The following is a 20,701-nucleotide window of genomic DNA, read 5'->3' as shown; positions in this document are numbered from 1 at the left end:
CTATCACCCAATAAGCATGAGCTAATACCTACTGTGATTTTTTTACCTGATGTATTGCTCTTATCGCTAGAGGTAAGAATATTAACCATCATTGCACCTTATATAAAATCACTTATATACAAAATTGATTCATAGTAATAATTGGAATTCATATTAGTAACATTGCACTTTATTTACTAGCTTTATAAACCACGACTCTATACTCTAATAAAATAAACAAAAAATCTCACAAATCTGAGGTTTTTAAGCTACCGACGTTGTAGTCACTCTTATCACAATATCGACATAATCATATGCTTTATATAATAAAATACATATTGATTTAATTATTCATTAATAAGAATTACTATCATTTAAATAAATTACATTCTAATAAAACTCAGTTATTTTATTCAATACTGTCATATTAAGATGACCCCAACAGTATTATTCACTTTCTTGTCTAAATCCCTTTACTCGTTCTTGATATATCAATACAGATACCCATACTATTTATGTAACTTACTGAGCTATCTGATATTAGCCATCAAATTGCGAACAAATTAAATCGAAATAAAACAATCTTATAATGCGTGGCTAAAAAATATTATTGACTTCCATTGCTCATAATAAAAACCCTAAAAATATAATCAGGGAGCACACTATGTCGGGTCATATTTCTAGACGTAACTTCATCAAACTAGGCACTATTGCAGGCATTGCAGTGATGGTGGGTAAGCTCCCTTTTGCGATAGCAATGGAGCTAGATTCTGACTCTCCATCAACCGATTGGATAGGTCAAAATGGTAAAGCACGCTTTCGTTGGGATGGTGTTGAAAAGGTCACCGGCCGTAAAAATTTTGCTCGTGATTACCGCGCTAAAGACATTCCTGGTTGGCCTAAAAAACAAAGCTATGCCTTTATGTTAAAAGCAACAGAAGCAGATAAAACCTTTGAAGGCATTGATATTTCAATGTTAGGTCCAAATTTACAGCCTGATAAAGTTGTTTTACAAGAAGACCTTATCCGTGATGGCTTAAATATTCCTCAAGACACCAGTATGGGAAAAGGCTTCTATGGCACCAATATTTTAGTGCCTCTAGGGGACACTCCACCGATTATTGGCCACCCTGTTGCCATCTTGATTTATCATGATTTCGATAAATACAGCACAGCACAGCGTATGTTACGTTTTGCGACAAACACCGTAAAATATGGAATGGTGACTGGACCAAAACCGCCCGCTAACTATGGTGCAGCGCGATATGTACGTATCGGTGGTGATACACCACTTTCACCTTCTATCTTTTCCCCTTATCAAGATTCAGGTATTAAAGGTGGGTTCGATGGCAATACACCTGTTTGGCCTCCATATGACCCCAAACATGCCATTTCTATTCCACCAGTGATCCGTAAAGATCGTGGTGGTGGTTTTATTCAAGCCCTTCATCAGGCAGAAAAAAGCCCTGATAAACAAGAAAAAGCAATGGATTACGCACGGCAAATTGAACAAGAAATCGCTGCAGCTCGCCAGAATCCCGATAAATTTGTGATTGAGCGCCATGGTTTTTCACAATCCATTGACCCTTGCGCAATGGAGCCTGATAACTGTAATACTTGGTATGACGCACAAACCAAAACACTGCATATTTTAACCGCGACACAGTCTCCTGCAGGAGTCGTCAACGCCGCTGCTGAGTTATCGAAGCACAACAAACATTTTTCTGTCGAGAACATTGTGTTATTAACAGGTTCTACCGTCGGTTATGGCTCAAAAGACTATTCGGTTTTTCCTTTCTATTCGATGGTCGCCAGTTTCTATGCTGATGGCTTACCTGTTCGTATGGCAAATGACCGCTATGAACAATTCCAAATGGGAATGAAACGCCACTCTATTGAGATGGATGTCACCATTATCGGTGATAAAAAAACGGGCAAATTTGATGTATTAAAAGGTACTTATAACTGTAATGGTGGAGGTCGTGAAAACCTCTCGGTTGCCGTATCACACGTTGCGGTACGTGGTGCCCAATCTATTTATTATTTCCCAAAATCTGACCTCACCGCTCTCGCCATGGCCACCCCGGCTGTCGAAGCAGGCTCAATGCGTGGCTTTGGTTCCTTACAGTCGATGGCAGTCACTGAATTGATGGTCGATGAAATCGCTCATAACCTCAATATTGACCCAATAGAACTGCGCCGCCGTAATACCATATTAGAAGGTTATCCGAATACACAAGGTGGTGTAATCGCTGGTGACCCTCGCAATGTCGAAATGTTAAATCTTGCGGAAAAACACCCGATTTGGGTCGATCGTGAAAAAAATAAAGTCGATTATGAAGCAAAAAACCCCGGTAAGTTATACGGCGTTGGCTTTGCGCAAGTGCAGCAAGTTTATGGTTCTAGCGGTGTTCCAACGATTCTTTCTCTTGAATTTGATGCGAATGGCAAGCTAACAATGCGCCATTGTATGCAAGAGATTGGTACCGGTGGTACAACCGCACAACAAGTTATGGTATGGCAAGCACTCAGCAAAGCCCCTGATGTGGTTGAATTTGGGGTAACTGAATTTGCAGAACTACCACTCAAAACCAGTTGGGCAGATCAGAAAAAACAAGATGAACTGTCAAAAACTGATCCCTATTGGACACCTGCGCTGATCCCTGACATGAGTTCATCGAGCGGTGTTTATTACATTGGATTTGGTACACGCCAAGCGGGTCATTTTTTATTAGAAAATACCCTATGGCCTGCGGCCAAAAGCATTTGGAGTGAAGGTCCAGGCGGAGGAGCATTCAATGGCTTAAATGTTGAATTTGCAGATATTCGTGTCGGATCTGATGGTATTGGCGTTGGTGGGATGAAGCCCATTCCTTTTGACATTTTAGCCAAAAGAGCCCATGAGATGGGGCTAATCACCGGAGTTGCTGTTCACGGCTATTCAAGCTGGCAGTGGGCTCGCGCAGAGTTCGATATTCCAACTGTAGGATTGAAAAATCTCCCTCTCGATGCAATATCCGTTCGTTATGGCGAGGGTGCTCCACAAGAACTGAAAAAGCAGATGACAACTGGCGGTTACCATTTTATTAAACGTAAAATTGCCTATTACCCACCAACACAACGCGCAAAAGCTGACCCAACTACGGTCACACCAGCTTCCTGCCTCGTCGAGCTCAACGTCAATACTATGACGGGTGAGGTCGATATCATGCGCCACCATATGATTATGGATCCCGGTACAATGATTGTCCCTGAATTGGTTTCAGGCCAAATTCAAGGAGGTACCGCGATGGGTATTGGTCACGCATTGATGGAAGAATTGCCACTGTATGAAGATGGGCCAGGTAATGGAACATGGAACTTTAATCGCTATGTTCTGCCACGCGCAAAAGATGTTGCGGTTTGGCAACAAACCATTGATTACTTACCTCCCCTATCAGAAACTTCGCCACCAAAAGGCATGGCAGAACTGGGAATGATCCCTATCTTACCTGCGACGAGTAACGCATTAACCCATGCGACAGGTAAGCGTTTCTATGAATTCCCTATCACGGTAGATAAAATTAAAAAGGCACTCTCATGAAAATCAACCATGCCGTTCCGATTATTGAGCGCAAGCCACTAACACTGACCATTAACGGCCAGAAAATTGGTCCTATTGATGTCCCTGTTGGGATGCCAATGATTGAGTTTTTACATGAATACCTTGACCTCACAGGCACCCACTTTGGTTGCGGGCAAGGGATCTGCCATGCTTGCACCATTATGGAAATTCAGCCCGATGGCTCAACGGTTGAAAGCCGTACCTGTATCTTTGGTGCCCATTATTTCAACAATAAAAATATTGTTACCATCGAAGGGCAAGCCAAACTGGATGAACAAGGCAAAGTTGTTGAATTAACGCCAATTCAACAAGCTTTTATCGAAAACTTTTCGTTCCAGTGTGGCTATTGTGCCCCCGGTTTCGTCACGGGTGCGACGGTATTTCTTGATAAACTGAAGAAAAACCCAGTGAAACGAGACCAACTCGAACATGCGATTGAAGAAGCCCTCAATGAGCATATTTGCCGTTGTACAGGCTATGTTCGCTATTATGAAGCAGTGAGGAAAGTCGCTCTAGACACTCCTGGCTGCGTGATCGACTAGGGAGAAACCTCATGGCTAAATCCAGCTCTCTACGTAAAAGCATTTATATTATTATCTTATTATTCATCATATTAATGCTTGCGATCCTATTTGGTGCTTTTCGTACCTCCAGTATCGGTCCTGATTTAGATAAACCGCTGACCTCAGAAGAAGTCGCCAAATTGCTGCCAAGAGGGCAAGAGTTGGCAACTGCTGGTGATTGCTTTGGTTGCCACTCATTACCTGAAGGGCCATTGGCTGCGGGTGGGCGTGCCATCGGAACCCCTTTTGGTACCATTTATTCCACAAATATCACGCCTGATAAGCAATTTGGTATCGGTAACTATACCCGTGCTGATTTCCATCGTGCTTTGAAAGACGGAATTGGTAAAGAAAGAGGCAATCTCTACCCTGCCATGCCGTTTGTATTTACCCATATGACGACATCGGATGATATTGATGCCCTGTATGCTTATGTGATGTCACTTCCGCCAATCAATGTGCCAAACAAAGAAAATACAGGTGTATTTGTCCTACCCATTCGCCCATTTATGAACTTCTGGACTTTACTTAATTTCCCTAAACAAAATGCGCCTCATGACCCACAACGTTCTGCCGAGTGGAACCGAGGAGCTTATATTGTTGAAGGTCTAGCACACTGTGGCGCTTGTCACTCACCACGTAATTTAATGATGGGTGTCGAGTTTTCACGGTCACTTCAAGGGGGTGAAGAAGCCGGTTTAGCCATCCCTGATATTACAGCCGAAGCGCTTTCCAAACATGGGTACGATACCGCCTCTTTGCGCCAATTCCTGCTTACAGGGAATGCCCCGCAAGGCTCTGCATTTGCAGATATGAGTACAGTGACTCATTTTTCTACTAGCCAGATGAATAAAAGCGATGTTAATGACATGGCAATTTATTTAATGACGGATAAACAAGGAAAAATACTTGGAGCCGACACTCCGCCAGCTCCATTGCCTGAGGCAAACTCACCAGACGTGGGTAATGTCAGTCAAATCATGGAAACGGGTCGGTTAATGTATATGTCTACCTGCGCAGGTTGCCACGGGATCACCGGAGAAGGAGTCCCTAATGGCATTCCAGCGTTAAAAGGTAATGCCATCTTAGCTATGGACAGCCCCGAAACCTTTATCAGTGTAGTATTAACGGGTATTCCAACCACCACTTTCCCTAATGGGCAGCGTATGTATGCTATGCCAAGCTTTGCCGATGATTTAACGCCACAAGAAATGGCAGATTTAATATCATGGGCGCGCGCCGAATGGGGGGGGCAAGGTAAACCTGTCACTGCCGAACAAGTTGAAAAACTGAAAAAGGCGGCTCAGTAATCGCTCATCGCTTCTCTTCAAATGACTTATTTATTGAAGGGAAGCGACATTATTATTTTCATTACGATATTTGAATAAAATCTCCATTAATATTTTTGTTATCTAAAAACCTATCTTGAATTAATCCCACAAGCAGGTTTTCAAAATGCTTCCTTTGATAAGTACTGAAACCATCGACAATTTTTAACTTCAACATAAAAATCAATGACAGATCTTGGGTAATGACTGACAACTCAAAATTAGATTTTAATATCAGAGCTAAAATGCGAATAAGTCACTATAATAAAGATGGATATAGTGAACAATCAGGAATGATTTTTATATGAATTTTTATGGGATAGATTACTTGCAAGCGCAGTCTAATATAAATGATTATTTTAAATATATTATTATTTTTGGCACTTTATTTGCTTTAATCGTTTTTTTCATCCTATATATGCGTCACCGCCTACAAACTAAATATCGGGATTTAACGATTATCGCCTTCTTATTTTTACTCTTCATTTCAGGCATTCAGTATCAAGATTATACCGATAGTCAAAATATACACTCAAAATCATCCCAAATGGTTAATTTCGTAAGGTTATTATCAAAAGAAAAAGGAGTTGATATAAATTCTATATTTTCTAACTCGGTACAATTATCCGATGGCATCATCATTAAAATTGATGACCGTTATTACCGTATTCATTTAAGCGTAGATCAACAAACTTACAGCTTAGAAAAAGTTTGGTTAACAAATCCCGAAATTAAAATCATAAAAAAATAAGGCATAAAATGATTATTTATACACCTATTATTATAAAGCTTGGATTAGGGATCCTATGCCTGATTGTTCAAATAAACCTCATGGGCAAAGGAAATTTAGCCCCTTCATCCGCAATGGATCAAGTTCAAAACTATGTTCTAGGCGGTATTATTGGTGGTGTCATTTACAATGAATCAATAACAGTACTGCAATTTATACTCGTGTTAATCATATGGACTTTACTTGTTTTTGCCCTTAAATTTTTAAAAGAGAATAATCCCTTTATTAAACGAATTATTGACGGCAAACCTATAACCTTGGTACATAATGGCAGCGTTAACGTTAAAGAATGTCTAAAAAACGGTGTTTCCGCTAATGATTTGATGTTCAAACTAAGATCAAATGGCATATACGAAATAGAGCAACTAAAACGCGTTGTTCTCGAACAAAATGGGCAATTGACTATTATCCAAAGTGGCGATGAGAATATACGTTATCCAATTATCGTCGATGGCTTAGCTAACCATGACTTACTCGAAATCATCGGCAAAGACATTGAGTGGTTAGAAGACAATATTTCGAAACAAGGTTTTAATAAAATCAGTGAAGTATATTTAGGTGAGTATTTGTCTGGTAGGATTAATTTATATGGATATGAAAGAAAGAATAACGCAGATTAAGTTAGATTCACACCTTGTATAGCACTAACAGAACAGTTACCGCTTTTGGTATTTGGGTCATGCCCTGAAACCAAAATTGCTCGAAGCCTTGTCTTACGGCTGTTTCATTGATAAATCAGGATATTGCCCTATTATCATCCTACTTAACTTACCTTCAAATCGGTAAGAGTATGACCATGAGATAGAACCTTTTTTGCTTACTAGTATCGAAAGCCCCCTACCATCTGCTATCATTACCGGCTTAGAGATTTCTTTACCATGAATGTTTTTTAGCTTTTTGTCTGTGAGTTTATTAATTTCTGACATATCAGTCTTATCCAATGTCTAGAATCTTATACAAAGTCTTATACACGAGTCAGTATAAGACTGGGTTAATTCAGAAACAACGAGAACGACAAAAAACAAAAAAGCATATATATTTCAAAAATTTAAATAGCAATCAGAAACAAGAAAGAACAACCGAGAATGACGACTAATAAAGAACAATACAACTTAAACAAACTCCAAAAAAGAATCCGCCGTGATGTTGGGCAAGCCATCGCCGATTTTAATATGATCGAAGAAGGCGACCGTATCATGGTCTGCCTGTCTGGGGGGAAAGATAGCTATACTCTGCTGTCTATTTTGCAAAGCCTGCAAAAAAGTGCCCCAATTTCATTCTCTTTGGTCGCTGTTAACTTAGACCAAAAACAACCAGGCTTCCCTGAACACATCTTGCCAGCTTACTTAGACGAACTCGGTGTTGAGTATAAAATTGTCGAAGAAAACACCTATGGCATCGTAAAAGAAAAAATTCCTGAAGGAAAAACCACCTGTTCCCTGTGCTCTCGTTTACGTCGCGGCATCTTATATCGCACGGCGACAGAGTTAGGTGCGACCAAAATAGCGCTCGGTCATCACCGTGATGATATTTTACAGACCCTATTTTTAAACATGTTCTACGGCGGTAAATTAAAAGGTATGCCACCAAAATTGATGAGTGACGATGGCAAACACATTGTTATCCGCCCTCTCGCCTATTGCCGCGAAAAAGATATTGAGCGTTTTGCTGAAGCAAAAGGATTCCCTATCATCCCTTGTAACTTATGTGGATCCCAGCCGAATTTACAGCGCCAAGTCATTAAAGAGATGCTACGCGATTGGGATAAACGTTACCCAGGGCGCATTGAAACTATGTTTAGAGCGACTCAGAACGTTGTATCATCTCACCTATGTGATACTGAACTATTTGATTTTAAAAACATTTCACATGGTGATGCCGTGATCAATGGTGGTGATATGGCTTTTGACCGTGAAGAATTGCCTGCTCAGCCAATGATTGATGAAGATGATCAACCAGACTACAGTGCTGACCGCTTAGATGTGATTGAAGTTAAGTAAGATAATAAAAATTGGTCCGCTACCTCTGGGCAAACTCAGGGGTGGCATCAGATTTTATGCAAAAAAAAGCCGATGTAAAATACATCGGCATTACAGTGGTCAATTATTCTGTATAAGAACTCAATATGAGAAAAACTACAATTATGGAGCACAACGTTCATCGCTCAACGTTGCATTCACCTGCGGGAGTAATATTGCCTTAAAACCCTATACCCTTTATTGATTTATCTCAAACTAGCACCCATTATCCAGAACAATTCACCTTTCTTATAGCCATCGACTTCTTTTTAACCACCAAAATACCGTAGCAATTAAGCAGGCGAGTAATAAACAGAACGCACTAAAGGCAAACTTGAATTCATTTCCAGGGATACCCCCTAAGTTCACACCAAATAAACCGGTTAAAAATGTGGTTGGTAAAAATATCATCGCCATTAATGACATGGTATAGATTCGACGATTCATCATTTCCGTCATCATATTCGTAATTTCATCAGACATAATGGCGGTACGTGCAATAAAACCATCTAAATCTTCAATACAGCGCCCTAATCTATCTGATATTTCTTGTAAACGACGTCTGTCATTATCATCTAGCCATAATAATTTTTCAGCGGTTAATCGAGAAAACATATCCCGCTGCGGTGCCATATAACGGCGCACGACAATAATTTGTTTACGCAGTAAGGCTAATTCCCCACGCTCAGGAATTTCGCCATGTAATATCAAATCTTCCATTTCAATAAGACGTTCGTGAAGAGAGTCGGTGAAATCACTAATTTCATCGGTCATTGCATCCGTGACATCGGCAAGCCATTCACCGGTACTCTGCGCCCCGACGCCTTGTTTAAGATCATCAATAACAGAATCTAATGAGTGAACACGTCGGTGACGGCATGAAACAATCAAACGGCTATTCATAAAGATACGAAATGCCACCAATTGCTCTGGGCGCTGCCCTGCGGTGTTATTCAGGGTTTGTAATGTCAGCAGAACGCCATCACCAATACGCACCATCCGCATACGATTCATTTTACCCGTCAATGATGACTTCACTTGGTCATTAAACAAATCAGTCTGTTGGATCCAGCTAGACGTCTCTTTATTTTTATAATCGTAATGCAGCCAAAATGGAGATTGCTGTGTTGCAGTGGCATTTAAATCGATAGGAAGAACACCGCCATCTCCATCTAACTGAAAGGCATGAACGGGGTTAGAGTGTTGAAATTGCGATCCATAGGTCGACGCCATGCAATTATCTCCTTAAATTGAAAAGTAAGGTATTTTTAGTTGATTAAAGGGAATATTGCAATGATTTCAATAACAAAATCAAAATACAAAGTTTAAGTAGGTGTTAAGCAAAGGAAAATAAAAGCATAAAAATAAGATGTTATGCAAGATTTATAGCCCAATGAAATTTCTCAATTTTTGCTAGAGAGATCCCATTTGATTGACACAAATTAGCAATAAAACCGCAAAGTTTTTTCCTATTATTAGCGCTGTAGTGTTTATTCCTTTTTGGTCCTCCTTCTGACTCTCCAGTGGAAGGAGTTTTTTTATTTTGGGTCTCCCAAAATTTAGCCAGCACACCTGCACTGGCTAAATTTCATTCTTAATGCTTAATCATATAGAAGCTATGGCTGTATGCCACATCCTCTGGATTTTCAATCGGATAACCTTTTAACCACGGTTTAATCAAACGCGCATTCGTATATTGATAGATTGGTGCAATTGGTGCTTCTTTTGCAATAATGGCTTCCGCTTGGTTGTAATACACATTACGCTGCGCATCATTCGTTTCAATGCTAGCTGAAGTCATTAGTGCGTCATATTGCGGATTATTAAACTTAGGAATATTGCCACTGTGTTGAGAAGTTAGCAGTGATAAGAATGTAGATGGCTCATTAAAATCACCAATCCAGGAAGCACGGATTACATCAAAATTTCCGGTGTTACGGCTATCAATATATGTTTTCCACTCTTGGTTAACTAACTTAACTTGCACCCCGAGTTTTTTCTTCCACATGGAAGCAATCGCAATAGCAATTTTTTGATGGTTTTCCGAGCTGTTATACAGCAACGTTAATTCCAAAGGATGCGCTTCACTGTACCCAGCCTGCTTTAATAACGTTTTGGCTTGTTGGTCTAACTCTTTTTGTTTATGAGTCTGATACAGCCCTTTTTCCGGCTTAAAACCTGCCGTCACATCAGGTGTAAAATAATTAGCGGGTTTTTCCCCTGTCCCTAAGACTTTGCTAGCAATCAATTGGCGGTCAATTGCCATTGATAATGCCTGTCGAACCCTGACATCATTGGTCGGCGCGCGCTGGGTATTAAATGCGTAGTAATAGGTACCGAGTTGATCCGGCGTAAAAACTTCGTTAGGAATATCTTGTAATAATTTTTGATAGCGCTGCTTAGGAAAGGATTCCGTGATATCTAAATCCCCAGCCAAATAACGATTAGTCGCGTGAGATTCTTGGTTGATAGGGACAAAAGTCACTTTGGTGATCACCGTATTTTTATGATCCCAATAGTGCGGATTTGGTGTTAATACGATTTTCTCATTAACAACACGGTCATTAAGTTCAAATGCACCATTTCCAACTAAATTACCGACTTTAATCCAGTCTGTGCCATATTGTTCAACGGTTCCGCGATGAACAGGAAATAAGCTGAAGTTTGCGGTTAATGACGGGAAATAAGGAACTGGCTTATTTAACACAATTTTCAGCGTGTGTTTATCGACAGCTTCCACCCCTAACTGTTCTGGTGGCAACTTACCATCGATAATATCCTGCGCATTATTAATTCCCGCTAATGCTGCAAACCAAGCAAATGGCGAAGTATTGGCTGGCGTGACTAAACGACGCCAACTATAAACGAAATCGTCAGCGGTAACAGGCTCACCATTCGACCATGCCGCTTCAGGGCGTAACTGAAAAATCCAAGTTCGATTGTCATCAGTGTGCCAATTTAGTGCGACACCCGGTATCGGCTTTCCATGATTATCTTGATTAACTAGGCCTTCAAACAAATCACGCATCACTTGAGCTTCAGTCAACCCAACAGATTTTATCGGATCTAATGATGCTGGCTCATCTTTCAGATGGCGTACAACTTCTTGATTTTCAGCTAAAACAGTACCAGCAGGAACCGTCGCACTGATAACCGGTGTAGAAAGGAAAAGTGATGAAATGAATACAGCTAAAGAGGTCAATGAACGTTTATGCATATTATTATTTCTATCTATTAATCAAAAAGAGGATCGCTCAGCGTTATTCGCTAAGCTTTGATGAATTAACCCATTACAAACTGCTAAATTGATATTTGACATGCCAAGGCATTAGCCGTGATAGGCGAATAACTCATTGACTTGATTGTCAGTTTAAAATTAGCTTTCACTTCATCATATAACAAGTAAAACACGGCACAAAGCGCTCTTTTTATCGTGTTGAATATGGTATTTTAGGATGATACATAATAAAAAACATAAACTCTTAATAGGGCTTATTACTTGTATAATGCAGCGTAACCTTCTTACTTATCATGCCGAGAAGGCAACAATGCAATTCGATCAATAATAGGATTTAAAAACAGAAATCTCAGAATGTGAAACTGGTAATAATTTGATTTTAAAAATCATTTAATATTTTCATCTTCTGTAACTCAACCTATAAACGGGAGAAAAACACATGTCACAGACAGTAAAACTCAAAGGCAATAGCATTTCACTTGCAGGTACTTTTTTACAAGCTGGCTCACAAGCTAAACCTTTCACTTTAGTTGCTAAAGATTTAAGTGAAGCAACCTTAGAAACATTCCAAGGCAAACGCAAAGTTCTGAATATTTTCCCTAGCGTAGATACCGGTGTTTGCGCCGCTTCTGTGCGTAAATTCAATCAATTAGCCAACGGTTTAGACAACACTGTTGTGTTATGTATCTCTGCTGACTTACCTTTTGCTCAAGCTCGTTTTTGTGGTGCAGAAGGCTTAGACAATGTGGTGACATTATCTTCATTCCGTAGTGATTTTGCCCAAGATTACGGCGTTGAAATGACCACCGGTCCATTAAAAGGTTTAACGGCTCGTTCCGTCGTTGTATTAGATGAGAATGACAAAGTGATTTACAGCCAATTAGTACCTGAAATTACTGAAGAACCTGATTATGACAATGCGCTAAATAGCCTGAAATAATCGTATATTATGAAGAACCACAATCACCGATGCTTTCGGTGATTGTGGCTTCATTTGATAGGGGTTGAGGGGTTATCAATCATGCTTTTAATCAACATAAGCCCAAAATAGTGGTTTATGATTTTTCGCATTGACCACATTTGTAAAAATCATATTTCCTTTCATCATACTCACTAACGAATGCGACAACGTGCTTAATATCCGTTGAGCCTGCTCTTGGGTCACAGGGCAACAAGACGTGAGAATATCAATAATCAAATCCCTTGGTTTAACGCCATTTTTGACTAATACATCCCACGTAAAACGATTTTTTTTCGCTAAATAATTCGCAGCTGCCTTATTCATTAAATAAAGTTCTGCGGCGGTATTCGCGGATTCAAACATATCACCTTGGTAGTGACATTTAGACATATATTCACGTAGCTTGAAATTGACAATAAAATTAATCGTAAATTGTTCCATTGCAACTCCTTAAAGGTATAAAACCCGCGTTGCTAATATTAATAATCAATGCACAACTTAAGCATTTTTTTATCGTTAATTTAAAAATTGAAGCTTTGCTCACCATTTTTATAGCAGAAAAAACAACCAATCCGCAATGATCAGGACGTCGTTTTACGATGAAAAATATGTAAATTTAGTTTAATCGAGTAAGCTCACTCCATTCTTTTAACTGATTTTGAATGAGTGAGCTTATTTATCTGGCATGTTTCATTGGAACTAACTGAATGGGCGTTAGTCAGGAAAATATCTTATTTCGAGCGAAGTGCCTTTATTATTTTGAATAAATTGGAGGTACGTTTCTCCCCCTGGAAAACTTTGCTCAATTTCTAGTTTTTTGTCCCCGCGCCATCGATAAATAATAGACGGACAGTTATCATTCGAGCAAATCACTTCTTTGTTTTTGTTTGGTTCTAACTTAGCTTCTAAAAACTTTTTATCATCACCAAGCAGATTACGATATTCTTGATAAGCACTTAGTAGCGAGCTATTAGGGAAATGACACTGAGTTAATGCGCCATTTTCATACACATCTTCCATGGATTGCTCTGCATTTTTACAGAGTTTATCAATTAACTTATTATTCGGTTTTTCTTGTGCAACAGTGCTAATACTCACACTCATTAATACGCTAAGTAGACCCAATTTAAACAGCTTTTTCATCATGTTAATCTTGCTCTTTCTTGGCACTGAGCCCGTATTCTCGCAATTTGTTCGCAATAGCGGTATGAGAAATATCTAAACGTTTAGCCAATTTACGCGTACTCGGATAATCACGATATAATCTCGCCAACACCGAGGCTTCATAGCGTTTGGTTATTTCATCCAGTGACCCATTTAATGTATCTAAAGCAATCGCAGGTGCGTTAACTGCATCAGGAAGTTGAATATCATCAACATCCAGAATATTGCCACTAAATTGCGACAGCCCCTGATATAACGCATTGCGTAATTGTCTAACATTACCCGGCCAATAATAAGAATTGAGTGATTCAATTAATGCCGGTGAAATTTTTGGCTCATCAATGTTCAATTCTTTGGCAAAATTAGACACAAAGACTTTCGTGAGCGGTTTAATATCTTCGCTTCGTTCTCTTAATGGTGGGATCGTGAGAGTTATAACATTCAAACGGTAATAGAGATCTTCACGGAATTTTTTCTGTTCCACTAACTCAGGTAAATTTTTCTGTGTCGCACAAATCACACGCACATTGACTTTGACCTCATGTTCTTCACCAACACGCCTGAAAGTTCCATCGTTCAGAAAACGTAATAGTTTAATTTGCATTTGAGGGGACATTTCAGCAATTTCATCCAGCAAGACGGTACCGCCATTAGCTTGCTCGAAAAAGCCTTTTTTCCCTTCAACCGCATTTGGATAAGCCCCTGCTGCATAACCAAATAACTCACTTTCAACGACATCATCAGGCATTGAAGCGCAGTTCAATCCTAAAAATGGCGCATTACCACGAGCACTGTGTAAATGGCAGGCTTTTGCCAGAATGTCTTTACCCGTTCCAGTTTCCCCGACAAGCAGCAACGGTTCATCCAGCATAGCAACACGTTTAGCTCGCTCAACGACTTGGATCATCGCAGGACTGACCGCCACAATCTGGCTAAATCCACGGTTTTCAATATCAACTTCAGCCACTTGCTTACGTTGATTTTCAAGAATTGCCACGGATTTGAGTAAGATCACCGCACCTGTACAGTGAGATTTCCCATCTTCATCGGCGAGAATAATTGGTGTGACCTGCATTAAATAATCGCTGCCTTTGACCGAAATGCGTTCGGTGTAAGGTTCTGGTGACTCACGTTCAAACCAGCGGTGTAAACCATGGTTAGGGATTAACTGGGAGAAGGATTTCTGTTTGATTTTAGTTTCATCAACCCCAAAAAGTTGCAAGCTCATTGGGTTAACCAGCTCAATATTCAGTTTATTATCAATGGATAAAACTGGCTCAGGGAACGAATTCAGTAAAGCCCACACTGCTTTATGCTCATGTTCGGATGGCATAAAGTAGATACGACGAACATCAATTACCCCGTTTATGCGGCGGATCTCTGCCATTAGCGTACTGAAAACCTGAAAGTCTACAGGTGCAAAGTTCAGGTAAATTCGACGTTGAGCTGAAATTTCAATGCCTTTTAAGTCAATGTTTTGTAGAACTAAAAGATCAAGTAATTCACGCGTTAAACCGATACGGTCTTGGCAGGTCACTTCGAGGCGCATGATGAAACCTTTTGTAGAGAACATAATTACTCATATTTTAGCGTTAAACAGGACAGTAATACAGAGCCGTGTCACATATTGTTGACACTCGTCTAGTTTCTAATAAATATCAGCAACATTTCTTTCTTTAATATGAGGATTGTTGATTAATTCGGCAGGGTATTACCCTTTTAGACATGACTGGCAGAATGATTAAAACTGTCAACTCATCCTGCCAGTCAAATTTACAGCTTATGGATTCTCTTTTTTTGAGGGAATGGCATTTTTCAGCTGGCCAATTAATTGACGGCGAAAATCACCCAATTTCGGTTTGTCTTCTATCCAAGGTAATGGACGGCATAGCTCCATCGCCTTAATGCCTAATCGAGCGGTCAGAAGCCCAGCGCCGATTCCTTGTGCCGCGCGTGTCGACAACCGTGCGGTAATATCCTGAGATAACCAATCCATCCCGACTTCACGAATAAGTTCAGAAGCGCCAGCAAATGCAATATTAATCAGCACCATACGGAATAAGCGGATCCGACTATAGTAGCCCAGTTCGATGCCATAAATGGCTGCAATGCGGTTGATTAAACGAATGTTGCGCCACGCGATAAATGCCATGTCAACAATCGCCAATGGGCTGACCGCTATCATCAAGGCAGATTCTGCTGATGAACGGCTGATCTCTTTACGCGCTTGCTCATCCAGGATCGGTTGAACTAATTTACTATACAGTTCAATAACCTCACGGTCATTATGCGAATCATGAACCGTGGTTTGCCAGCTTTGTATCGCAGGATGTTGCATCGGTAATGCAGATTGTTTGGCGAGTTTTTCACAGAATGCTTTACCCTGCCCCATGCCGTGGCTATGAAGCAATTCACGTGCAAAATCACGCTCCTCTGCACGTTCTCTGAGCCGATACAAGCGACGCCATTCGCCGATGACTGAACCCACACCAGCGACCACAATTAATCCCCCCGCTGCTGCGGTGCCTAACGCTGTCCAGTCTTGGGTTATCCATGATTGATGGATCCAAAGCCCTAATTGAGCGACAACGCTCACCCCAAAAATGCCTGCGGCAGCACCAACTAGCTTGCGCCAGAAACTGCGTTTAGGTTTTAAGGCCTCGTTGATAAGACTTTCAACTTCGCCATCTTGGCTATCTTGTTCTTCTTGTATATCAACCGGCACAAATTTTTCAAACGCTTTCTCATCAAAGGTTTGCGCTTGTTTTAATGGCTCCATGGCTGGCTTATCGGCTTTAGCGGCAAAGTCTACGCGCTGTTTTAGAGGTTCACTCATTTCAGTTTATCTCCTAACAAAAATTCCAAAGCACTGTCCATGCGAATATGTGGCAACGGTTGATCTAACGGTGTTGGCCGAGGGCGGAAATTTTCAAATTGAAAGCCTTGCTGTTGCCAAAACTGTTCATTAGGTAAACGCTTAGGGACATCCCCTGGGTAGAACGTTAAGGGTTGCCCATCGCTAAGTCGCTCACCTTTTAAAGCAGGTAATTTTTCACCCTTGTAGTCCACAATACCGCTTTCCGTCGCTTGAATAGACGCCAGCCCTACACAGTCCATGCTGATCCCTTCAAATGCTGCATTTTGCCAAGCATCTTGGACTAACTGCTGCAATAATGAGACTAAGTTTGCATGTTGATCGGGTGTGACGTGATCCGATTTACTGGCGGCAAAAAGTAGCTTATCAATACATGGAGAAAACATGCGTCTGAGCAATGTGCGTTTTCCATAATGAAAGCTGCGCATTAACTGCGTTAGCGCCATTCGCATATCATTGAAGGCGTCTGCGCCACTATTTAAAGGCTGCAAACAATCCACCAGCACAATTTGTCGGTCAAAACGCTGGAAATGATCCTTATAAAACCCTTTCACCACATGGTCACAGTAGTATTGATAGCGACGCTGTAATGCGCCGATATTGGTGTTTTTATCCGCTTGCGTTAACTGTTTTTCACCATATTTTTCGATGTTTGGCCATGGAAAGAATTGTAATGCAGGCGCTCCAGCTAACTCTCCAGGTAAAACAAATCTACCAGGTTGAATAAAGTGCTGTCCTTGTTGCTTACATTCATGCAGATATGCGGTGTAAGCATTGGAAATTTCAGCTAAGAGATTTTCATCGACAGGAGCTAATGGATCACATTTTTGGCAAAGTTGTAGCCATTCATTCGCGAGCTCCCCACGCTTACCTTTAAGTAGCACTTTCATTTGGCTAGACCATGTTAAATAATTCAGATCTAGCATCGGTAAGTCCAGTAGCCACTCCCCCGGGTAATCGACAATTTCTAAGTACAGGGAGGAGTTATCGACAAAATGGCGAACAAACGAATCATTTGAACGGTAATGAATTTTCAAGCGAATTTCGCTCACTCCACGGGTAGGCGTCGGCCATTGCGGCGGGTCGCCATAAAGCGATGCAATTCCTTCATCATAAGCGAAACGCGGAATTGACATATCGCGCTGTGGAATGCGTTTTACCCCTAGGATCCGTTTATCTCTCGCCGCTGAAAATAGCGGAAGGCGCGCCCCCGTGGTGGTGTTAAGAAGTTGGTTAACGAGAGAAGTGATGAATGCGGTTTTTCCACTGCGACTTAATCCAGTGACAGCAAGCCTTACATGGCGGTCAACGCTACGGTTCATTAAGTCAGTTAATTCATTTTGTAGCCGTTTCATAATGCTCCTAGTTCTCGCTCTCCCAATAAAAATATAAAGGGAATACAGTCATTAAACTCTATTCCCATTTATGTGATGGTGCAAATCAGTTGTTATAGATGACGAAACTTGCTGTTCACGGCATAAGTGTCCGAAGTGACATAGCGCTCCATTTGGCGCAGTTTCATTTCCCCAGCTTGTAGCTGAGCATCAATTTGGTTTAATAGTGTTGTCACTTCTGGTCCAATATCCTGTTCGCTTCGGTAACCGCTTGGCGCAGCTTCCACAAAGAAACACATCACCACATAGACAATCAAGGTCAATCCAAAACTCATAAACAGGGCAAGTACAGCTAATGCTCTGACCAAAGCAACCGGTAACTCTAAATATTCAGCGAGACCGGAACAAACACCACCAAAAACACGTTTATCCGTTAAGCGATATAACTTGCGGTTGCGTAGATTAGTCATTATTTTTGCCTCCAATTTGGGTGCTCGGCATCTAAAATATCTTCCAGCGTTTTGATGCGCTGCTGCATACGCGATGACTGCTCTGCCAATTGCATCAAACGTTGCACTTCATTTTCAGTAAGCTGACTTCCCTGCCCATTATTTTTCTTACTATAATGGAGCCACAACCAAATCGGCAGAACAAAAATGACAAAAATGATTAATACGAGAGACAGTAAAACGTAGCCCATCACATTTCCTTATTTATGGTTATTTAGCCTAGCGCACTGGCGCAATGAAACCACTGCGCCTTGCGTGTTGAATATTATTCGTCTTTATTGATTTTAGCTTTAAGCGCGGCTAACTGTGCACTAATTTCATCATCCGCTTTTAACTCAGCAAATTGCTGTTCTAAAGAGCGTTGTTTACCAATACCGTAGCTTTGCGCTTCGCCTTCCATATGGTCAATGCGACGTTCAAACTGTTCAAAACGCGCCATTGCTTCATCCAGTTTACCACTGTCTAACTGGCGACGAACATTACGACTTGATTGCGCCGCCTCTAAACGTACGGTCATTGATTGCTGTTTTGCACGCGTTTCTTGCAGTTTATTTTCTAATTCTGTGATTTCGCCTTTTAAGCGAGTCAGCGTTTCATCAACAATAATCAGTTCATGTTTTAGCGTATCGACCATGGCACTGACTTTTTGTTTTTCAATCAATGCTGCGCGAGCTAAATCTTCTTTATCTTTGATTAATGCCAGTTCCGCTTTTTCTTGCCATTCGGCAATCTGTTTTTCGCCCATTTCGACGCGGCGCTCTAAACTTTTTTTCTCAGCTAAGGTACGTGCTGAGGTGGAACGGATTTCCACTAACATGTCTTCCATTTCCTGAATCATCAGGCGGATCATTTTCTGCGGATCTTCAGCTTTATCAAGCAGTGAAGCAATGTTGGCATTAATGATGTCGGCAAAACGTGAAAAAATACCCATAATTTATATCCTCTTGATGGATGTTATCTTTCTGTAGAGTCTCAACCCGATGTTGGCGTCCAACCAATACGTGATGCTCCATGAATATAAAATTGAAATTATTAAACCGATAATTATTTCAATCAAAATCTTTTACAACTCTAAGATAGCAATTGGCGTGCCAACTTTTTCAGAATGGCATAACCAACTAATAAATAACAAAAATATTATTTCGATATCTATCGACGGTTATTTGTACTATAGTTAACTATAGGTAAAATTAACCAAAACTTGGTAAAAATAACCATGAAAGAGACTAACAATACTATTCTTGGTGTATCGAGTAATTTCCTTGATGTCCTAGAACGTGCTTCCGAACTTGCTAAGCTAAATAAACCTGTCCTTGTTATTGGCGAACGAGGAACAGGTAAAGAGTTAATCGCGGATCGCCTTCACTATCTATCTCCCCGCTGGCAAGAGCCTTTTATCTCCTTAAATTGCAGCGGACTCAATGAGAACTTGCTGGATTCTGAATTATTTGGACATGAAGCAGGATCGTTTACTGGGGCCCAGAAACGCCATCAAGGTCGCTTTGAACGTGCAGATAAAGGCACATTGTTCCTTGATGAACTGGCAACCGCGCCGATGTCTGTACAAGAAAAACTGTTACGTGTGATTGAATATGGCGAATTAGAGCGTGTAGGCGGAAGTCAGTCATTAAAAGTCGATGTTCGTTTGGTCTGTGCCACTAACGCCAACCTTCCAGAATTGGCTCGCCAAGGACTTTTTCGCGCTGACCTGCTAGATAGAATTGCCTTTGAAGTGATTCGCATGCCGCCATTACGTGAACGTGTTCCTGACATTCTGTTATTGGCTGAGCACTTTGCCATTGGTATGGTACGTGAGCTAAAGCGTGATTATTTCACTGGGTTTTCTGACAACGCCCAGCAGACACTGATGCACTATTCTTGGCCAGGTAATATTCGCGAACTGAAAAATGTTGTCGAGCGTTCAGTTTATCGGCATGGGGAAAGTGACTTACCAGTGGATACGATTATTTTAGATCCCTTTGGTGAGAAACTAGCAGAGCTTCATGAGATACCCGCAGCATCATCAGAAAACTCCAAATTAGCACCCGTTTTTCCCTTTGACTTACGACAATGGCAATTAGAATCGGAAAAACAATATGTTGAAGAGGCGCTACGCCAAGCCAATTTTAATCAGCGTAAAGCAGCTCAATGCCTATCACTGAGCTATGACCAATTTCGAGGATTAATTAAAAAACATCATATTAGCTTGGAAAGCTGATTTTTATGCAAAAAAAAGCCAGCACCCGAGCTGGCTATATAACTAAAACACTGAAAGCAATAAAACACTGGAAGCAATGTGAGCAATGTCATGCCTTGTCTGCTAAAGCTAAGCACTCAA

General features: G+C 40.8%; 19 protein-coding genes. 8 read left to right on the top strand and 11 right to left on the bottom strand.

The genetic code is table 11. The features are described from left to right. Window positions 1-643 precede the first annotated feature (643 nt). The 5 genes from GKR71_RS05010 to GKR71_RS04990 all read left to right on the top strand — a co-directional run bounded on the left by GKR71_RS05010 (window position 644) and on the right by GKR71_RS04990 (window position 6,884). On the top strand, window positions 644-3,562 hold the full coding sequence (locus tag GKR71_RS05010) for a molybdopterin cofactor-binding domain-containing protein (protein ID WP_154634002.1): 2,919 nt from the start codon (window positions 644-646) through the stop codon (window positions 3,560-3,562). Continuing rightward, window positions 3,559-4,125 carry a (2Fe-2S)-binding protein gene (locus GKR71_RS05005; RefSeq protein ID WP_036953454.1) on the top strand — a complete coding sequence of 189 codons (567 nt, stop codon included), beginning with the start codon at window positions 3,559-3,561 and terminating at the stop codon, window positions 4,123-4,125. Before GKR71_RS05010 ends, GKR71_RS05005 begins: the two co-directional genes overlap by 4 nt. A gap of 11 nt (window positions 4,126-4,136) precedes the next feature. Beyond that, entirely contained in the window at window positions 4,137-5,456 is a 1,320-nt protein-coding gene (locus GKR71_RS05000; protein ID WP_154634001.1) for a cytochrome c, read from the top strand. Window positions 5,457-5,778: 322 nt separating this feature from the next. Beyond that, a complete protein-coding gene (locus GKR71_RS04995) occupies window positions 5,779-6,225 on the top strand; it encodes a DUF3290 domain-containing protein (protein ID WP_036953459.1) in 447 nt (148 codons plus the stop codon). Between the two features lie 8 nt (window positions 6,226-6,233). Then, window positions 6,234-6,884: a DUF421 domain-containing protein gene (locus tag GKR71_RS04990; protein ID WP_036953461.1), complete on the top strand. Its 651-nt coding sequence runs from the start codon at window positions 6,234-6,236 to the stop codon at window positions 6,882-6,884. A 93-nt stretch (window positions 6,885-6,977) separates the two neighbouring features. Here GKR71_RS04990 and GKR71_RS04985 read toward each other — a convergent pair whose 3' ends face one another. After that, complete coding sequence (locus GKR71_RS04985; RefSeq protein ID WP_154634000.1) at window positions 6,978-7,190, bottom strand: Arm DNA-binding domain-containing protein; 213 nt, start codon at window positions 7,188-7,190, stop codon at window positions 6,978-6,980. 132 nt (window positions 7,191-7,322) lie between these two features. Between GKR71_RS04985 and ttcA the strand changes: the two genes are divergently transcribed. Beyond that, the gene (gene ttcA / locus GKR71_RS04980) at window positions 7,323-8,264 is read left to right on the top strand and encodes a tRNA 2-thiocytidine(32) synthetase TtcA (RefSeq protein ID WP_262362058.1); all 942 of its coding nucleotides are present in this window, start codon (window positions 7,323-7,325) and stop codon (window positions 8,262-8,264) included. A 267-nt stretch (window positions 8,265-8,531) separates the two neighbouring features. Here ttcA and zntB read toward each other — a convergent pair whose 3' ends face one another. Further along, a complete protein-coding gene (zntB, locus tag GKR71_RS04975) occupies window positions 8,532-9,515 on the bottom strand; it encodes a zinc transporter ZntB (RefSeq protein ID WP_036953465.1) in 984 nt (327 codons plus the stop codon). Window positions 9,516-9,876: 361 nt separating this feature from the next. Beyond that, window positions 9,877-11,499: a peptide ABC transporter substrate-binding protein gene (locus GKR71_RS04970; protein ID WP_154599986.1), complete on the bottom strand. Its 1,623-nt coding sequence runs from the start codon at window positions 11,497-11,499 to the stop codon at window positions 9,877-9,879. Window positions 11,500-11,959: 460 nt separating this feature from the next. Here GKR71_RS04970 and tpx point away from each other — a divergent pair, with 460 nt between their 5' ends. Beyond that, window positions 11,960-12,460, top strand: coding sequence for a thiol peroxidase (gene tpx / locus GKR71_RS04965; RefSeq protein WP_036953469.1), 501 nt, complete (start codon window positions 11,960-11,962; stop codon window positions 12,458-12,460). 87 nt (window positions 12,461-12,547) lie between these two features. On the opposite strand, the gene GKR71_RS04960 is transcribed toward tpx, so the two are convergent. The 8 genes from GKR71_RS04960 to pspA form a co-directional block, all read right to left on the bottom strand. After that, window positions 12,548-12,922, bottom strand: coding sequence for a hypothetical protein (locus GKR71_RS04960; protein WP_036953471.1), 375 nt, complete (start codon window positions 12,920-12,922; stop codon window positions 12,548-12,550). A gap of 273 nt (window positions 12,923-13,195) precedes the next feature. Then, entirely contained in the window at window positions 13,196-13,627 is a 432-nt protein-coding gene (locus tag GKR71_RS04955; RefSeq protein WP_230085026.1) for a hypothetical protein, read from the bottom strand. A 1-nt stretch (window position 13,628) separates the two neighbouring features. Continuing rightward, on the bottom strand, window positions 13,629-15,194 hold the full coding sequence (gene tyrR, locus GKR71_RS04950; protein WP_154634004.1) for a transcriptional regulator TyrR: 1,566 nt from the start codon (window positions 15,192-15,194) through the stop codon (window positions 13,629-13,631). A gap of 231 nt (window positions 15,195-15,425) precedes the next feature. After that, the gene (locus GKR71_RS04945; protein ID WP_154633999.1) at window positions 15,426-16,481 is read right to left on the bottom strand and encodes a YcjF family protein; all 1,056 of its coding nucleotides are present in this window, start codon (window positions 16,479-16,481) and stop codon (window positions 15,426-15,428) included. Next, entirely contained in the window at window positions 16,478-17,875 is a 1,398-nt protein-coding gene (locus GKR71_RS04940; protein WP_036953475.1) for a YcjX family protein, read from the bottom strand. Before GKR71_RS04940 ends, GKR71_RS04945 begins: the two co-directional genes overlap by 4 nt. A 92-nt stretch (window positions 17,876-17,967) precedes the next feature. Continuing rightward, window positions 17,968-18,324 carry an envelope stress response membrane protein PspC gene (pspC, locus tag GKR71_RS04935; protein ID WP_036953477.1) on the bottom strand — a complete coding sequence of 119 codons (357 nt, stop codon included), beginning with the start codon at window positions 18,322-18,324 and terminating at the stop codon, window positions 17,968-17,970. Beyond that, window positions 18,324-18,554: an envelope stress response membrane protein PspB gene (gene pspB, locus GKR71_RS04930; RefSeq protein ID WP_036953478.1), complete on the bottom strand. Its 231-nt coding sequence runs from the start codon at window positions 18,552-18,554 to the stop codon at window positions 18,324-18,326. The genes pspC and pspB overlap by 1 nt, the downstream gene beginning before the upstream one ends. Window positions 18,555-18,628: 74 nt before the next feature. Then, complete coding sequence (gene pspA, locus GKR71_RS04925) at window positions 18,629-19,294, bottom strand: phage shock protein PspA (RefSeq protein WP_006660058.1); 666 nt, start codon at window positions 19,292-19,294, stop codon at window positions 18,629-18,631. A 285-nt stretch (window positions 19,295-19,579) separates the two neighbouring features. On the opposite strand from pspA, the gene pspF reads away from it, so the two are divergent. Beyond that, window positions 19,580-20,581, top strand: coding sequence for a phage shock protein operon transcriptional activator (pspF, locus tag GKR71_RS04920; RefSeq protein ID WP_036953481.1), 1,002 nt, complete (start codon window positions 19,580-19,582; stop codon window positions 20,579-20,581). Window positions 20,582-20,701 lie beyond the last annotated feature (120 nt).

It is taken from the genome of Providencia sp. wls1922 (genome assembly GCF_009706505.1).
Lineage (GTDB): Bacteria > Pseudomonadota > Gammaproteobacteria > Enterobacterales > Enterobacteriaceae > Providencia > Providencia lanzhouensis.
This window is presented reverse-complemented; position numbering and strand designations above follow the sequence as displayed.

Coding starts and splice junctions, on each gene's coding strand:
- pspB (WP_036953478.1), bottom strand. CDS start 18,554: ATGGGCTACGTTTTACTGTCTCTCGTATTAATCATTTTTGTCATTTTT.
- GKR71_RS04960 (WP_036953471.1), bottom strand. CDS start 12,922: ATGGAACAATTTACGATTAATTTTATTGTCAATTTCAAGCTACGTGAA.
- GKR71_RS04945 (WP_154633999.1), bottom strand. CDS start 16,481: ATGAGTGAACCTCTAAAACAGCGCGTAGACTTTGCCGCTAAAGCCGAT.
- GKR71_RS05000 (WP_154634001.1), top strand. CDS start 4,137: ATGGCTAAATCCAGCTCTCTACGTAAAAGCATTTATATTATTATCTTA.
- pspA (WP_006660058.1), bottom strand. CDS start 19,294: ATGGGTATTTTTTCACGTTTTGCCGACATCATTAATGCCAACATTGCT.
- pspF (WP_036953481.1), top strand. CDS start 19,580: ATGAAAGAGACTAACAATACTATTCTTGGTGTATCGAGTAATTTCCTT.
- GKR71_RS04955 (WP_230085026.1), bottom strand. CDS start 13,627: ATGATGAAAAAGCTGTTTAAATTGGGTCTACTTAGCGTATTAATGAGT.
- GKR71_RS04970 (WP_154599986.1), bottom strand. CDS start 11,499: ATGCATAAACGTTCATTGACCTCTTTAGCTGTATTCATTTCATCACTT.
- pspC (WP_036953477.1), bottom strand. CDS start 18,324: ATGACTAATCTACGCAACCGCAAGTTATATCGCTTAACGGATAAACGT.
- GKR71_RS04985 (WP_154634000.1), bottom strand. CDS start 7,190: ATGTCAGAAATTAATAAACTCACAGACAAAAAGCTAAAAAACATTCAT.
- GKR71_RS04990 (WP_036953461.1), top strand. CDS start 6,234: ATGATTATTTATACACCTATTATTATAAAGCTTGGATTAGGGATCCTA.
- GKR71_RS04940 (WP_036953475.1), bottom strand. CDS start 17,875: ATGAAACGGCTACAAAATGAATTAACTGACTTAATGAACCGTAGCGTT.
- tpx (WP_036953469.1), top strand. CDS start 11,960: ATGTCACAGACAGTAAAACTCAAAGGCAATAGCATTTCACTTGCAGGT.
- tyrR (WP_154634004.1), bottom strand. CDS start 15,194: ATGCGCCTCGAAGTGACCTGCCAAGACCGTATCGGTTTAACGCGTGAA.
- zntB (WP_036953465.1), bottom strand. CDS start 9,515: ATGGCGTCGACCTATGGATCGCAATTTCAACACTCTAACCCCGTTCAT.
- GKR71_RS05005 (WP_036953454.1), top strand. CDS start 3,559: ATGAAAATCAACCATGCCGTTCCGATTATTGAGCGCAAGCCACTAACA.
- GKR71_RS05010 (WP_154634002.1), top strand. CDS start 644: ATGTCGGGTCATATTTCTAGACGTAACTTCATCAAACTAGGCACTATT.
- GKR71_RS04995 (WP_036953459.1), top strand. CDS start 5,779: ATGAATTTTTATGGGATAGATTACTTGCAAGCGCAGTCTAATATAAAT.